This is a genomic window from Sphingomonas sp. PWP1-2, assembly GCF_049898305.1.
GTDB lineage: Bacteria > Pseudomonadota > Alphaproteobacteria > Sphingomonadales > Sphingomonadaceae > Sphingomonas > Sphingomonas glacialis.
In genome coordinates, this window is the sequence record NZ_JAFCXM010000004.1 from 157,960 (window position 1) to 172,726 (window position 14,767).

The 14,767-nt window shown below is 68.3% G+C and carries 12 protein-coding genes; 5 read left to right on the top strand and 7 right to left on the bottom strand.

Going from position 1 to position 14,767, the window contains the following annotated elements:
• The first annotated feature begins 57 nt into the window (after window positions 1-57).
• From ACP7C5_RS11715 to ACP7C5_RS11735, 5 genes are all read left to right on the top strand, one after another.
• Window positions 58-852 carry a 2-keto-4-pentenoate hydratase gene (locus ACP7C5_RS11715; protein WP_426264386.1) on the top strand — a complete coding sequence of 265 codons (795 nt, stop codon included), beginning with the start codon at window positions 58-60 and terminating at the stop codon, window positions 850-852.
• A gap of 61 nt (window positions 853-913) precedes the next feature.
• On the top strand, window positions 914-2,212 hold the full coding sequence (locus ACP7C5_RS11720; protein ID WP_133191460.1) for an MFS transporter: 1,299 nt from the start codon (window positions 914-916) through the stop codon (window positions 2,210-2,212).
• On the top strand, window positions 2,202-5,999 hold the full coding sequence (locus ACP7C5_RS11725) for a LamG-like jellyroll fold domain-containing protein (protein ID WP_426264387.1): 3,798 nt from the start codon (window positions 2,202-2,204) through the stop codon (window positions 5,997-5,999). The genes ACP7C5_RS11720 and ACP7C5_RS11725 overlap by 11 nt, the downstream gene beginning before the upstream one ends.
• The gene (locus ACP7C5_RS11730) at window positions 5,996-7,222 is read left to right on the top strand and encodes a DUF885 family protein (RefSeq protein WP_426264388.1); all 1,227 of its coding nucleotides are present in this window, start codon (window positions 5,996-5,998) and stop codon (window positions 7,220-7,222) included. Before ACP7C5_RS11725 ends, ACP7C5_RS11730 begins: the two co-directional genes overlap by 4 nt.
• A gap of 119 nt (window positions 7,223-7,341) precedes the next feature.
• Entirely contained in the window at window positions 7,342-7,902 is a 561-nt protein-coding gene (locus ACP7C5_RS11735; RefSeq protein ID WP_229839376.1) for a c-type cytochrome, read from the top strand.
• Between the two features lie 60 nt (window positions 7,903-7,962).
• On the opposite strand, the gene ACP7C5_RS11740 is transcribed toward ACP7C5_RS11735, so the two are convergent.
• The 7 genes from ACP7C5_RS11740 to ACP7C5_RS11770 form a co-directional block, all read right to left on the bottom strand.
• Entirely contained in the window at window positions 7,963-8,247 is a 285-nt protein-coding gene (locus ACP7C5_RS11740; RefSeq protein WP_426264389.1) for a hypothetical protein, read from the bottom strand.
• A complete protein-coding gene (locus tag ACP7C5_RS11745; RefSeq protein WP_133191457.1) occupies window positions 8,244-8,747 on the bottom strand; it encodes a TspO/MBR family protein in 504 nt (167 codons plus the stop codon). The genes ACP7C5_RS11740 and ACP7C5_RS11745 overlap by 4 nt, the downstream gene beginning before the upstream one ends.
• Window positions 8,744-9,925 carry a geranylgeranyl diphosphate reductase gene (locus ACP7C5_RS11750; protein ID WP_426264390.1) on the bottom strand — a complete coding sequence of 394 codons (1,182 nt, stop codon included), beginning with the start codon at window positions 9,923-9,925 and terminating at the stop codon, window positions 8,744-8,746. Before ACP7C5_RS11750 ends, ACP7C5_RS11745 begins: the two co-directional genes overlap by 4 nt.
• Entirely contained in the window at window positions 9,922-11,241 is a 1,320-nt protein-coding gene (locus ACP7C5_RS11755; RefSeq protein WP_426264391.1) for a BCD family MFS transporter, read from the bottom strand. The genes ACP7C5_RS11750 and ACP7C5_RS11755 overlap by 4 nt, the downstream gene beginning before the upstream one ends.
• Window positions 11,238-12,149, bottom strand: coding sequence for a chlorophyll synthase ChlG (gene chlG, locus ACP7C5_RS11760; protein ID WP_426264392.1), 912 nt, complete (start codon window positions 12,147-12,149; stop codon window positions 11,238-11,240). The genes ACP7C5_RS11755 and chlG overlap by 4 nt, the downstream gene beginning before the upstream one ends.
• A gap of 77 nt (window positions 12,150-12,226) precedes the next feature.
• Window positions 12,227-13,651, bottom strand: a complete 1,425-nt coding sequence (gene ppsR / locus ACP7C5_RS11765) for a transcriptional regulator PpsR (protein ID WP_133191453.1) — start codon at window positions 13,649-13,651, stop codon at window positions 12,227-12,229.
• A 70-nt stretch (window positions 13,652-13,721) separates the two neighbouring features.
• Window positions 13,722-14,678, bottom strand: coding sequence for a cobalamin B12-binding domain-containing protein (locus ACP7C5_RS11770; RefSeq protein WP_426264393.1), 957 nt, complete (start codon window positions 14,676-14,678; stop codon window positions 13,722-13,724).
• Between the last annotated feature and the right edge of the window lie 89 nt (window positions 14,679-14,767).

Below are 14,767 nucleotides of genomic sequence, written 5' to 3' on the forward strand. Positions count from 1 at the left end.
TTTCCCATACCCAGTCGCGACAAGCCGATCGAACGGCACGAGGGGGGATTGCGGCACGTGACGTCCGAAACCGGTCAAACGAATATCACGCGGATCGCCAGCGAATTCGTCACGGCGCGGCGTAACGCCACCGCCCTGGTCGAATATCCCGGCACGATGCCCGCGGCGCTCGCCGAAGCCTATGCGATGCAGGACGCCGCGATCGCGCTGACCGACAAGCCGATCGCCGGCTGGAAGGTCGGGCGGATCAACCCGCCGTTCGAAGGCGCCGACCGCCTCGCCGGCCCGATCTTCGCCGACCAGACCTTCGACGAAGGCGACACGCCGCGCGCGATGCCCGTCTTCGCCGGTGGCTTCGCCGCCGCCGAGGCCGAGTTCCTGCTGCGCATCGGCACTGCGCCCGACCCCGCCAAGCGCAACTATACGCTCGCCGAGGCGACAGCGCTGATCGACCGCGTCTGCGTCGGCATCGAGATCGCGAGCTCGCCTTTCGGCGGTATCAACGATCACGGCGCAGGCGTCACCATTTCCGACTTCGGCAACAATAACGGGCTCGTCATCGGCGCCGACGTGTCCGACTGGCGCGACATCGACGTCAACGCCTGGCCGGTCGAACTGACGATCGACGGCGTCACGACCGGCGTCGCGACCGCCGCGACGATGCTCGACGGCCCGTTCGGCGCGGCGCGCTTCCTGTTCGAGCTGATGGCGGCGCGCGGGATCGCCTTGTCTGCGGGACAATGGATCTCGACCGGCGCCGTCAGCGGCGTGCATCCGGTCGCGATCGGTGCGAAGGTCGTCGCGATCTTCGATAACCGCCTGCAGGTGGCGTGCAGCATTTCCGCGCAATAGCGAGACCCCGACGATTTTCGGAATAAAGGCCCAGCATAGGGCCGCCGACAGGAGAGCGATGATGGCGACGGCCGAATTTCCGATCGACAGCACGGGCAGCGCCGCAGTGGCGGGCGCGAGCGGGCGGTATCGCTGGCTGATCTGCGGGCTGCTGTTTGCGGCGACCGCGATCAACTATGTCGACCGGCAGATGATCGGGCTGCTCAAGCCCAACATCTCGGGCGAATTCGGCTGGGACGAGAACGCCTATGCCGACATCGTCTTCTGGTTCCAGGCGGCCTATGCGATCGGCTATATCAGCTTCGGGTCGATCGTCGACCGGCTCGGCGCGCGCGTCGGCTATTCGCTCGCCTTCATCATCTGGACCGCGGGCCACACGCTGTGCGGTTTTGCCGGATCGACCTTGCAGTTCGCCGCCGCGCGCGCGGTGCTGGGGCTCGGCGAATCGGGCAATTTTCCGTCGGGGATCAAGGCGGTGTCGGAATGGTTTCCGGCACGCGAACGCGCCTTCGCCACCGGCCTGTTCAACGCCGGCGCCAATATCGGCGCGGTGATCACGCCGCTGATCGTTCCCGCGATCACGCTCGCCTTCGGCTGGCGGATGGCGTTCATCGTCACCGGCGTGGCGAGTCTGGTCTGGCTCGTCGCGTGGATCGCGATCTATCGCCGCCCGCGCGAACAGCCGCGCGTGTCGGCGGCCGAGCTTGCGTATATCGAGAGCGACCCCGCCGATGCGAGCGGAAAGATGCCGTGGATCCAGCTGCTCGGCTATCGCGAGACCTGGGCCTATGCGCTCGGCAAGTTCCTGATCGACCCGATCTGGTGGCTCTTCCTGTTCTGGACGCCCGATTTCCTGTCGAAGGCATACCACCTCGATCTCAAGAGCTTCGGCCCGCCGCTCGTCGTGATCTATCTCATCTCCGATTTCGGCAGCATCGCGGGCGGTTGGTCGTCGTCGAAACTGATGAAGCGCGGCTGGAGCGCCAATCGCGCGCGCAAGACGGTGATGCTGGCGTGCGCCTTCCTCGTCATGCCGATCTTCTTTGCGCAATATGTCGCCAATCTGTGGGCGGCGGTGGCGATCGTCGGGCTGGCGACCGCCGCGCACCAGGCCTTCTCGGCCAATCTCTACACGATCCCGTCGGACATGTTTCCGCGCAAGGCGGTCGGCTCGGTCGTCGGGATCGGCGGGATGGTCGGCGCGATCGGCGGGATGGGGATGGCCAAGTTCACCGGCTACATCCTCCAGACGACGGGCAGCTACACGCTGATCTTCGCGGTCGCGGGCAGCGTCTATCTGATCGCGGTCGGCGTGATCCATCTCCTCTCCCCGCGCCTGGCTCGCGTCGATGCGCTGTAAGGTCGGACTGGCGAGCCTGATCGCGATCGCGGTCGCGTCGCCGGCAATCGCGCAGGACGCGCCAAGCCACGGGGACGGCCTGCTGTTCCGCGCCTCGGCCGATGCCAGCCTGACTGCGGATGTGGCGGTCGGCGATCCCGTCCCGAATTTCCGCAGCAACGTGACCGTCGTCCCCGATGGCGCGATCGGCGGCGCGGCGCGCTGGGCGGATGACGGCTATGTCGCGTGGAAGGCGCCAGGCAATTTTCGCGCGCAGCGCGGCACGCTGAGCTTCTTCTGGCGGCCGCGCGACCCGCTCGGCCAGGCGCCGTTCGTGATCTTCCGCACAGGCTTTGCCGATCACAGCAGCTGGGACATGGCGTTCCTGCGGATCGACTGGAACGGCCACGGCTTCGACGCCTTCGTCACCGACGCCAATTTGTCGCGAATCCGCGTCTCGTGGACGATCCCGCAGACGCCTGCGGCCGATGCCTGGAAGCACATCGCCTTCGCGTGGGACGAGACCAAAGGCGTCCAGCTGTTCGTCGACGGCGCGCTCGTCGCACGCAAGGATCAAGTCGCCGATCTCGATTCGGGACTCGACCAGTTCGGGCTCGCCGGCCGCGTGATGTCGCCGCACCAGGTGCAGAGCCGCTATCATTTCATGCGCGGCAGCGATCTCGACGAGATTCGCGTCTACGATCACATGCTGCGCCCCGAGGATGTCGCGGCACTCGCCGACAAGCGCGAGCCTGCCGCCGCGGCGGCGCCCGACACTACCGGCCGGCGCACCGCCTGGCTCCACCGCTACGGCTGGGACAAGACGCTGCCGCCGCTGCTCGACGCGCCCGTCACCACCGTGCGCAAGGTCGAATTCGCCGACGCGAAGGATCTCAAGCAATGGATGTGGAAGGGCGTCGACGGCATCGCCGAGACGACCTGGCCCGGCGTCTACAATCGCTCGAAACTCCCCGGCCGCGACGATTATTTCGAGCTGCCCGATTGGAACGTCTATGTCGAGGGCGGCAAGCGCTACGATCTGACCGTCCCGGCGGGCGAGCGCTTCAACCGCGTCGAGATCCGCGGCGCGGCGTACGGATCGCTGTCATGGTCGGGACGCGGCACCTCCACAACGCTCGCGACGCGGGCGAAGGGCGTCGTGCGCAGCGTCACCACCACGCCCGAGCGGCAGGGCGGCACGCTGAGCTTCGTCAACACGATGCAGGAGCAACCGATCCAGGAGCTGTGGGCGTATGACGTCCAGGCCGGGGCCGAGCCGGCGGGACGTTTCAAACTTTCCTACACGCTCGATGCCAACGCCTCGACTCGGATCGCGTCGCTCGCCCCGCTCGAGAGCTTCATCGCCGGGCGATACGCGCCCGATGAGCGCAGCACCGTCGTCGCGCTGCCGAGCGCGGGGATCAAGGCCGCGGTCGGTGCGGGCGCGGCGGGTGCCGGTGCGCCCGTCCAGCCGCGCAGTGCGGGCCTGCCGATCGTCCACATTCTCATCCCGGCGAGTCTGGGCGACGCCTATCCCGACAAGCCGCTCGCGCGCGCGTTCGATTATGGCTGGCAGAACCTCCATGACGGACTCGACGGCATCGCGCTCGACTTGCCCGCGCTGAAAGGCAGCGGCCCGATCGCGCTCGACATCCGCGTCAAGGACCCGATCTGGCCCGCGCGCGACATGATCGACCTGTCGGTCGCGGTCCGCCCCGGCGAGGCGCGCACGCTGTGGCTCGACCTGCGCGACCGCATCCTGTCGAACGACAGCCTCTATCTCAGCATCGCGTCGAGCGACGCGGGCTTCGACGCGGCATCGCTCAACGGCGCCAAGATCCGCCTGGTGTTCAAGGACCGCGCCGCCGCGCTTCCCGAACATATCGCCGACCGGCTCAACCAGGTGAAGGACAATTGGGGCTTCCTCGTCGAGGAGCACACCGCCTCGAAGCGCGAGGCGCTCTATGCGCGCGTGTTCGGCGACATCAGCGATCTGCTGCGCGTCGATCCCGACAATGTCCTCGCGCGGCAATATTGGGCCGACATCGATTATCGCCCCGAGAACATGCCCGCCTTCGTGCAACCCACCGCCCCCGCGGGGGTGCCGCTGTGGGCGTTCCGCCAGCTAGACGATCTCAAGCTCACACGGCAGTTCGTCGACTGGTGGATCGACCATCGCCAGGTCCCGTACGGCGATTTCGGCGGCGGCATTTCCGACGATACCGATCTGACGCAGCAATGGCCGGGCCTCGCGCTGATGGGCGTCGAGCCCGACAAGATCAACGCCTCGCTGCGCGCGCTCGCCGACGCGTCGTACAAGAACGGCATGCGCGTGAACGGCCTCGGCTACATCACCACCGACGAGCTCCACGCCTATGAAGAAGGGCTCAACTCCGACGCCGAGCGGCTCTATCTGAACTGGGGCGAGCCGATCGCGGTCGAGCGGCTGATGGCGACCGCCAAGGCGCTGCAGGGCGTGATCCTCAAGAACCCCGCCGGGCATCTCCACTTCGCCAGCAACTGGTATGGCGGGCGCACGATGTACCGCGAAGGCGCGTGGGAGTGGCAGAAGCCGTATAGCTGGACGGTGATGCACGCGCCGATCCTGCTCGGGCTCTACAACGGGAACGCCGCGGCGCGCGGTCTCGTTGTCGGCACGGTCGATGGCTGGATGGCGCATGGCAAACAGGGCGACGACGGGCTGTGGTCCTACCCCAACGAGATCAACTGGCGCAGTGACGCCACGCGCGTCGGCGATGGCGGTGGGGTGACGACGCCGCTGCAATCGGCGTGGGCGGCATGGCGCTTCACGGGCGACGCGAAATATCTCCGCCCGATCGAGGCGCGCGCGACCAAGGGCGGCGGCGCGGCGCTCGCCGAGTTCAACGAAAACGCCTTCACCGCGCTCCCGCAAGGCTCGGCGTTGCTCGCCCGCGCGGCGAAGGGCGACGAGGCGTTCGCACGCTACGCCGCCTGGTCGGCAAGCGGCGATCTCGGCGCGCTCGCCGCGCTCCACGGCGACGCGATCGCCGACAAATCGCAGCATATGGCGATGTACACCGAGGGGCATTGGTGGTCCGACCGTGTCGAGCAGCCCAACGAAATCCTCCAGCGCGAACGGCTCGGCGGGATCGCGCTCAAGCGCAACCAGACCTGGCCGGGCAACACGGTGAGCTGGCGCTTTGCCCAAGCCGGGGCTGCGGAACAGGTCGCGATCCTGCTGCCGAACGCGACGCCGACGCACTTCCGCGTGCTTGGCTACAATATCGGCGCGACGCCACAGGCCGCGACGATGACGACCTGGAATGTCACCGCCGGCCGCTGGTCGATGACGCGCGGCACGACGACCGACGACGGCAAGACGATGATCGCGGCCGCCCCCGCGGAGGCGATCACGCTCGAACGCAGCGCAAGTGCGCCCGTAGCGTTCGCACCCGGCCGGATGACGGTCTACGATTTCGCGCTCGTCACGCCATCGGCGCCCGTCGAGACGCGGCCCGATCTCGGCATCGGCCGCGACGACATCCGGGTCGAGGGGCGCACCGTGCACGTCACCGTCCACAGCCTCGGCGCGGTCGCGACGCCGCGAGCGCGCGTCTCGCTGTGGGGTGACGCGATGTTCGCCAGCGTCCCATTCGCCCCGCTTGCCGCGCCGAGCGATCTGCTGCCCCGCACCGCCACGGTCACGCTGACGATCCCCCCCGGCCGCGACCCGCAACAGCTCGCGGTCCAGGTCGATCCGCTCGACGGCGCAGCCGAGGTGACGCGCCAGAACAATCGCGTGGCGCTCGCCGACCGCGCGCGATGACGACGCGGCGTGCGGTCCTCGCCGGCGGCGCGGCGCTCGCCTTGCTGCCGTGGCGCGCGCGTGCGGCCAGCGACGCCTTGCGCGCGGCACTCGACGCCGCACGCGCCGAGCGCGATCCGATCACGGCATTGCGCTTCCTCGCGTCCTTCGATGCAGCCGCACTCTCGCCGGCCGTGCGGCTCGATCTCGTGACGGCGCGCGCAGGGCTCGCGGTCGATGCCGCGATCGTCGCGCGCGGGGTCGATCCGCGCGCCAAGCCGAGCGGCACCCGCGACGCAGGCCTGCTTACGCTCCTGCTGCGCCGCAAGCTCGGCGACGGCGTCACGCTCGACGCCGCGACGCACCGGCTCGAGCGCGAGCGCGCGCGCTGCGAGGTGCAGGCGGCGCAACTGTTCGCTGCGATCGGCATCAGCGGCACGACGACCGGCGCGGGCTTCACGCGGCTATGGCAGGACGAGCGCGACCTGTACCCCGATTCGGACGCCGGTCGCGATGCTGCAGTGGCCGACATGAACCGCTGGCTCGCGATGTTCAGCGCGCAAGTGCCGGCGCTGATCGGTCCCGTGCCGCGCTACGCGCTCGACGTGGCCGCGATCCGACCAAGCGCCGCCGACATCGCCGCCGGCCGGATCGGTGCGCGCACGCTGCCGACGCCCGGTCATCCCGGCGGTTACCGCGTCGATCTCACGCATGTCCACGATCGACCGCGCTGGACGCTCCCCAGCGTCGTCGCGCACGAACTCGTCCCCGGGCATATGATCCAGCTCCCGATCGAGGCGATCGCCGATCCGCATCCGCTGCGGCTCGATTATGCACCGTACTTCCCCGAAGGCTGGAGCATCGCGATCGAGCAGCGGATCGCGCAGGACGGGGGCTATGCACACGATCCCCGCGCCGCGCTCGGCCAGCTCCACTGGCGGCTGTTCCGGATCGGGCGCGCGCTCGCCGATCTCGCGATCCACCGCGACGGCCAGTCGATCGACGAGGCGCGCGCGCGGTTGGTCGCGTGGCAAGGCGAGCCCGTCGCCTTCGCGCCGTTCGACGCCGATCTCGCGCGAATCGCGCAGGATCCGATGACGCGCACCGCCGAAATGCTCGCCGCGCTGGCGATCGAGGACGGCGCGCAGCGGCGGAGAGGCGCTGCGCTGCGCCGCTACCATCAGGCGCTTCTCAACGACGGGCGGATGCGCCGCGAGGAGATCGCCCGCCGCGCGCGGCACTGAAGACCGCTCCCCCGTGCCGCTGCGGATCGCAAACAAGTGTCAATTCCGCTGGACAGGCATGCGCCGATAGTGTCGAATATGCCGGGCGGGAGAGACTTCAGACCAACAGGAGCAGGATCATGCGCACACCATCAACGATGCGGATTGGCCATATTATCTTCGGCGTGTCATGCGCCGCGCTTGCGCTGACGGCGTGCGCAAAGAAAGCCGAAACCGAACAGACCAGCACTACCACGACGACCGAGACTGCGGCTGCCACCGCGCCGGCTGCCGCGCCTGCGACGGCACCGGGTGCCGCTGCGCCCGCCGCCGCGGCTGCGGTCGCTGCAGACAATGTCGACACGATCGCCGGGGTCAAGCTCGCCGCCTATACCGGCGACGCCAAGAAGGGCGAGGCTGACTTCATCACCTGCAAGACCTGCCACGCGATCGAAGCGGGCGTGAACAAGATCGGGCCGTCGCTGCACGCCGTCGTCGGGCGCAAGGCCGGGATCATTCCGGGCTTCGTCTATTCGACCGCCAACAAGAATAGCGGCATCACCTGGACCGAGGAAAAGCTGTTCCAGTACCTCGAAAATCCGCAGCGCATCGTCCCCGGCACCAAGATGTCGTTTGCCGGTTGGCCAACCGACCCGCAGAAGCGCGCCGACGTCATCGCCTATCTCAAGGCAAATTCGTAAACACCGCTTGAGCGATCGTCACCCCGGGCGCTGGCCTGGGGTGGCGGTCCCCCGCCCCGATTACCGCGCTTGCCGCGCGCGCCCACCGCGATCACGCAGCATCAGGTCGGCAAGGTGCGCCGGAAATGACAGCACCAGCGCGAGCGCGATCCACGGCCACGCCATCCCGACCAATGCCGCGCGCAATGCCAGCAGCAGGATGACACCGGGCAACAGACACGCCACCGCCGCGCGCAGCGTCCAGCCCTGCCACCGCATCAACCATAGCGCCTCGAGCAGAACGATGCCGAGGATCAAGTCGATCGCGTGCCCCCGCGCATAGAGCCAGTCGGCAATCGCGCTCACCCAAACGGCCCGTTGAGCCGCGCAATCGTCATCGTGAGATAGCCGGCGAAGGTGACCACACCGAGATACGGCAGCAGCAGCAAGGCCGCCGCGAGCGAACGCGGCCACAGCGTGTAGATCCACACCACGATCGCGACCCACCACGCCACCGCCTCCACCGCCGCCCAATCGGGGCGATGCAGCCGGAAGAGCAACACGCTCCACACGATGTTGAGGAAACCGGTGAGCGCGAAGAGCCCGATCATCCACTCGGCGCCATGCCGGTCGGGGATCGCGCGCCAGCCGGTGACCGCAGCGCAAGTGGTGATCAGGTAGATCGTCGTCCACACGACGCCATACGCCGCCTCGGGCGGGGCCCAGCGCGGCTGCACCAAGCCGTGATACCACGGCCCGATCTCGGTGATCGTCCCCCCCATCACCGCGACGAGCAGCGCGGCACACGCCGCAACCGCGATCGGCAAGCCCCAGGCGGGGTGCACGACGGATGGTGTGCGCCTCATGCCGGTGCCAGCCCGAGCAAATGGCGCATGTCCTTGAGGAAGATGCGGACATGCGCGACCGGCTTCGCGCGAACGAGTCGCTTGTGCATATAGGCGTCCCAGGTCAGCCGCTGGACGTCGGGATCCTCGCAGATCTTGACGAAGCGCTCGCGCCGCTTGTCGTTTGCGTACCAGAAATATTGCATGATCCCGAGGATCCAGAAAACCCGGCCGTGCGCGCGCAGGAAGCGCTTGCGCGCTTGCCGCAGCACCGCCGCCTTGCCCGTCACGAGATACGCCTCGATCGCCTCGGCGGCGTAGCGCCCCCCCGCCATCGCATAATAGATGCCCTCGCCCGACGCCGGCGCGACGACGCCGGCAGCGTCGCCTGCAACCAGCACGTCGCGGCCATTGTCCCAGCGTTTGAGCGGCTTGAGCGGGATCGGCGCGCCTTCGCAGCGCAGCGTCTCGCAGGCGTCGAGCCCGGTCTGCTTGCGCAGTGCCGCGACCGACGCGCGGAGCGCAAAGCCCTTGCGCGCGCTGCCCACGCCCACGCTCGCGGTATCGCCGTGCGGGAACACCCAGGCGTAGAAATCGGGCGAATGCTTGTCCTGATAGAAAACGTCGCAGCGCGACGGGTCGAAATCGGCGCTGCCATCGGCGGGCGCAGCGATGATCTCGTGATAGGCAAAGACGCACGGTACCGGCGGAACCCCCGTCAGTTCGGTCCGCGCGACCTCGGAGCGTGCCCCGTCGGCGCCGATCACGCAGCGCGTCGAAATGCGCTGCTCGGCCTCGCCGCGCGCACCGCGCAGCACGACCACCGGATGCCCGGCGTCGCGTTCGATCCGCGCGAAGCTTCCGGTGCGCCGCTCGGCCCCCGCCAACGCGGCGCGTGCGCGCAACCATTCGTCGAAATCGGCGCGATCGACCAGCCCGACGAAACCGTCGCCGACAGGCATGTCGACCGACTTGGCCGATGGCGCGACCATCCGTGCGGCGGTAGCACGCGCGACGAGCAAATGCTCGGGTATCTCGAAATCGAGGATTGCGCGCGGTGGGATCGCCCCGCCGCACGGCTTGATCCGCCCGCCGCGGTCGAGCAGCAGCACGCGGCGTCCGCTGCGCGCGAGGTCGGTCGCGGCGGTTGCGCCCGCGGGCCCGCCGCCAATCACAACACAGTCGAAATCGGGTGTCATATCGTCACCTCGCGGCCAATCGCGCCGGCGCGGCGCGGTGCATCGATCGAAACAGCGGCGGCGATGAGGAACAACAGCGCCTCCGCGCCGAACACGAGCATGAAGGTCTCGGGCAGCGAGCCGAGCGTCGCACGCCCGACGTCGACCGCGACTGCACCGGTCAGCCCGCCAAGCCCGAACGCGATCGCTTGCGCCGCGCCCCACACGCCCATCCGCAACCCCGCTTGCGCTTCGCCGTCCGCGCCCGCCAGCGCCATCATCGCGCCGATCGCGGCGACTGCGAACACGCCATTGGCAAAACCGAGCGCAAAGATGTTGGCAAGGATCGGCCAGCCCGGCCCGACGCGCGCCGCCAGCGCGAGCCCCGCCAGCGCCAGCGCCGACCCGATACACCCGCCGACGATCCAGCGCTGCAGCGTAGTGCCGCGCCGCGCATCGAACGCGCCCCCGGCAAGCCCGACCACGATCATGCCGAGCAGCACGCCGCCATGCTGGATCCCCGAAACCTGAGTCGACTGGCTCGGCGTCATCCCGAAGCGCAGCCCGGTAAAGGGCTCGAGGATCAAGTCCTGCATCGCGTATGCGAGCATCGACAGGAAGACGAAGCCGGTAAACCCGCGCGCGCGGCGATCGGCCCACAGCGCCGCGAGCGCCGGGCGGAGCGGAACGCGCGCGGCAGGCGTCGCTGGACGCGGTGTCCCGCCCGCTGCTTCGACCCCCCAGATCGCCACCGTCGCGAGCAGGAAGGCGGCGCCGGCGATGCCGTCGACCACCAGCTGCAACCGCGCGAACGAGAAGGGATCGATAAGCTTGCCCGCCACGCCCGCCGACACCACGATCCCGACGACCATCATGATCCAGGTGATCGACGCCGCCGCGGCACGACGCTCGGGTGCAACGCGCGTGGCGAGGACCGCGAGCAGCGACGTCCCCGCTGCCCCGACACCTGCGCCGATCAAGCTGAAGCCGAGCACCGCGATCGCGATCCCCATCGCGGCCGACTGCGCGACCACTCCGACCGCCGCGACCGCGAGCATCGCCCCGCATGCGAGCACTGCCATCCCGCCAATCACCCACGGCGTCCGCCGCCGGCCACTGTCCGAGCGATGCCCCCATAGCGGGCGCGAGAGCTGCACCGCATAATGCCACGCGACGAGCCCGGCGGGCAGCGCCGCGGGCAAGGCGTATTCGACCACCATCACGCGATTGAGCAGCGACGTCGCCAGCATCACGATCGCGCCGATCGCGCTTTGCACCAGCCCCAACCGGACGATACCGACCCAGCCGAGCCCCGCCTGCGATCCCGCGCGCGTCATAGCCCGAGCACTCCCCCGAGCCCGAGCGCCGAGGCCAGCATGCCGAGGACATACAGGCTCGTGCCCGTCGCATTGTACCACGGCGTGAAGCGCAGCGGATCGCGCAGCAGGCGCGTCATCAACGCCAGCTGCCCGACGAGCAAGGCGGTAACGCTCGCCGCGACGAGCGAGTGCTGCCACAGCCCGAGCAGCACGATCACGCCGATTTGCGGGAGGATCATCACGCTACAGGCGAGCCGCGCCGCACGATCGACGCCCAGCGTCGCCGGCAGCGAGCGGATCCCCATCGCGCGATCGCCTTCGACCGCCTTGAAATCGTTGAGCGTCATGATGCCGAACGCGCCGGCACTGTACAGCAGCAGAATCGCGAGGATCTGCGGCGACGGGAACGCCCCCGCCATCACCGCCGCGCCGGTAAACCAGGTCAGCCCCTCATAGGTCAGCGCCACCGCGATCGGCCCCCAGACCCCGCTTTGCTTGAGCCGGAACGGCGGCGCGCTGTACGCCCAGGCGAAGACCAGCGCGAGGCACGTCGCAGCGAACACCCAGCGGTCGGTCGCCGCCGCGACGACAAGCGCCAGCACGGTGCCGATCATCGCGATCCACAGACCCCATTGGCCGGCGATCCGGCCCGAGGGGATCGGTCGTCCAGGCTCGTTGATCGCGTCGACGTGGCGGTCGAACCAGTCGTTGACCGCTTGGCTGGTGCCGCACACCAGCGGCCCGACGAGCAGGATCCCGGCGATGAGAAACGGCAATCGGCTCGCTACCGGCACGCCCGCCGACGCCACGCCACAGCCGAACGCCCAGATCGGGGGAAACCACGTGATCGGCTTGAGCAGCTCGAGCACGTCGCGGAGCCGCGGAAGCTGCGGAGCAGCGAGCGAAGGAGTCGTCACACGTGCCATGCCGCAAAGCTATGGCGGACACGTTCCAACGTCAAATGATTTTGACACTCGCTGTGTCAAGCAGGACTGTCAGTGCGTCAATTGTCGCCCGAGACGAGATTGCCCAATCCGTGCCGGTGGAGCTTGGAATAGAGGCTTTGCCGACTCACCCCGAGGATTTCCGCGGCCGATGCGCGATTGTCCGAGGTATAAGCAAGCGCCGCCTCGATGCAGAGCCGCTCGATCAGGTCGGTCGATTCGCGGACGATATCCTTGAGCGACATCCGCCCGACCAATTCGGTCAATTGCTCGACCGATCGCGGCGCGGCGCGCTCCTCGGGCGCCACGCTGCTCAAGCGCCGCGCGACATTGCGGATCGTGAAGCCGTAGCATAGCGAATCGCCTTGCGGCGCAACGACGCCAGACAGCTCGATCTCTTCCTGCGCGCCGTTCTGACCGCGCAGAATCGTCGCGACGTTGCGGACGGCGGTATGATCACGGATCTGCGCGAGGATCAGGTCGAGATCGATACCGGGACGCCCGAGCCATGTGCCGAGCGGCGCGCCGATCACGCGCTCGGCCGAAGCAACGCCCGCCAGCTCGACGAACGCGGCGTTCGCGACGAGGATAGTGAGGTCGGCATCGGTCAGCACGAAGGCGTCGGGCATGTGCTCGATGACATCCTCCACCGCCGCGGCATGCGAGGCGAGCACCGGCTGCGGCGCAGCCGCGACGATCCGCACGAGCAACAGCGCCGCGCGCCCCTGGCGGAACAGCCGCGCCGAGATTTCCGCATTGCCGTGTTCGCCAGCGAGCCGGACCGCGATCGACGGGAGATCGTCGGTTGCGCTCGCCGCGCCGAGATGCGCGATGAAGCTGTCCCGATCCTCGGCTGCGACGATCGCCCCGATCGACTGGTCGGCAAGGGCCCCGTCCGTGACGCCAAGCAGATTGAGCGCCGCCGGATTGCTCTCCCGGATGCGGCGCGTCGCGGCATCGACGATCAGGATCGGCTCGGTGCCGAGATCGAACAGCATGCGATAGCGCGCCTCGGCCTGGCGCAGCTTGATATAGTCGCGTTCGAGCGACTGCTGCGTCTGGAGCAAGCGCTGCTGGAGCGCCGCCGCCGCGCGCATCTCTCGACCGATCGCGATGATGCTGCCATCGGCACCCGTTTTCATGACGAGATAGCGGATCGGCACGTCGCCGCTGGGCAGGATGTGATTGACCTGCCGCCAGCGCGTCGACTCGCCATGCTCGGCAAGCATGTCGATGATCTTTGGCTGGCTTTCCGACGTGACGACATCGTGCCAGCGCTGGCCGACCCAGTCGCGCACGCCCTGCGCGTCGAGCTCGGCATTGGGGACCGCGATGTCGCGGATCACGCCAGCGGAATCGAGCACCAACGCGACATCCCCTACCGAGGCAAGCAACGACACGGCTGCGTGGGGCGCGAGCGTGCGCACCACCGTTTCGGGATCGCAAAAGGCATTGGGTGCAGGATGGGGGGGACGATCGTTCATCGCCGAACCGTTCATACTCCTGAAGTCCTTCGTCCCGCAGGGTGCCTGCCCCGCGCGACCCGAAATTAGATCAGCCCGTCATCGACGCAACAGCCTCCCGTGCCACCGCATCGACCAGCTCGCCAGCGACGCGAACCGCCGCACGCGCGTCGGGTGCCGTCCCGTCGGCACCGACCGCGGCGGCGCGGCTGGCATCAAGGGCAAACACTCGTCCGCCGACCATCACGCAAATTCGCGGATTACAAGACGCCGCACGGATAGCGCGCACGATCGAAGGCAAGGGCGCGATATGGCAGTCACACGTGATCGTCAATCCGACCAGGTCGAACCAAGTGTCGCGAACGCGCTCGAGCAATTGCGCCGTTGTCGCTTCGGCGATGCGATCGGTCATCCAGCCGTTGGCGCAGAACAGCTCGTCGATGACGACGGTGCCGAAGCTGTGCTGGTCGCCCTCGAGCGACGCGAACAGCGCGCGCCGTGCGAGATGCGGGATATGGCCATCGGGGGTGGTACGCCCGAAGACTTCGTGGACAACCTCCTGCAGCCGCCACAGGCCCATCGTCACATCGACGAAATCGCAGCGATCCTCTTCCCAGAACTGCCCGAGCATCCGCGCCGCGGGGGCGAGCAGATCGACCAGCAGCGTCTCGCGCGACACGCCGCGGGCCAGCAGCGCCTCGACATGCGCGAGCAGTTCGTCGGCCTCGACTTGCAGCGCGAGCGGCGCGAACGCCGCGACCTCGGTCTCGGCGATCCGATCGCTGTGCATGCCCTCGGCCGCGGCAATCGGCGCGGCGTGCGCAACGAGCAGGCGGGGGATGATCTCGCATTCGATCAAGTGATTTAGCGCGCGCGCCTTGTCCGCCGGAGGCGCGGGCTGCGGGGTATCGCGCCTTTCGAGCGTAGATCGATCGCGCAAGCGACTTAACCGCGCACGACCGCGCTGGACGAACTCTTCGAACCTGAGCACCGAAGCCACCCCGACTCTCCCGGTCTGGTTGATCACGCGACGTACGTCGGCGGCCATGTTTGGCTGGTCCGGCGACTCGCAACCTATGCCTCTCGGAAGTCCATGACAACGCACTATCGATGCGGCACCGCACCATTCTGTCATAA

Excerpts from the sequence above, each read along its gene's own strand:
- ACP7C5_RS11720 (WP_133191460.1), top strand. The coding sequence starts at position 914 with ATGGCGACGGCCGAATTTCCGATCGACAGCACGGGCAGCGCCGCAGTG.
- ACP7C5_RS11725 (WP_426264387.1), top strand. The coding sequence starts at position 2,202 with ATGCGCTGTAAGGTCGGACTGGCGAGCCTGATCGCGATCGCGGTCGCG.
- ACP7C5_RS11730 (WP_426264388.1), top strand. The coding sequence starts at position 5,996 with ATGACGACGCGGCGTGCGGTCCTCGCCGGCGGCGCGGCGCTCGCCTTG.
- ACP7C5_RS11735 (WP_229839376.1), top strand. The coding sequence starts at position 7,342 with ATGCGCACACCATCAACGATGCGGATTGGCCATATTATCTTCGGCGTG.
- ACP7C5_RS11745 (WP_133191457.1), bottom strand. The coding sequence starts at position 8,747 with ATGAGGCGCACACCATCCGTCGTGCACCCCGCCTGGGGCTTGCCGATC.
- ACP7C5_RS11750 (WP_426264390.1), bottom strand. The coding sequence starts at position 9,925 with ATGACACCCGATTTCGACTGTGTTGTGATTGGCGGCGGGCCCGCGGGC.
- ACP7C5_RS11755 (WP_426264391.1), bottom strand. The coding sequence starts at position 11,241 with ATGACGCGCGCGGGATCGCAGGCGGGGCTCGGCTGGGTCGGTATCGTC.
- chlG (WP_426264392.1), bottom strand. The coding sequence starts at position 12,149 with ATGGCACGTGTGACGACTCCTTCGCTCGCTGCTCCGCAGCTTCCGCGG.
- ppsR (WP_133191453.1), bottom strand. The coding sequence starts at position 13,651 with ATGAACGATCGTCCCCCCCATCCTGCACCCAATGCCTTTTGCGATCCC.
- ACP7C5_RS11770 (WP_426264393.1), bottom strand. The coding sequence starts at position 14,678 with ATGGCCGCCGACGTACGTCGCGTGATCAACCAGACCGGGAGAGTCGGG.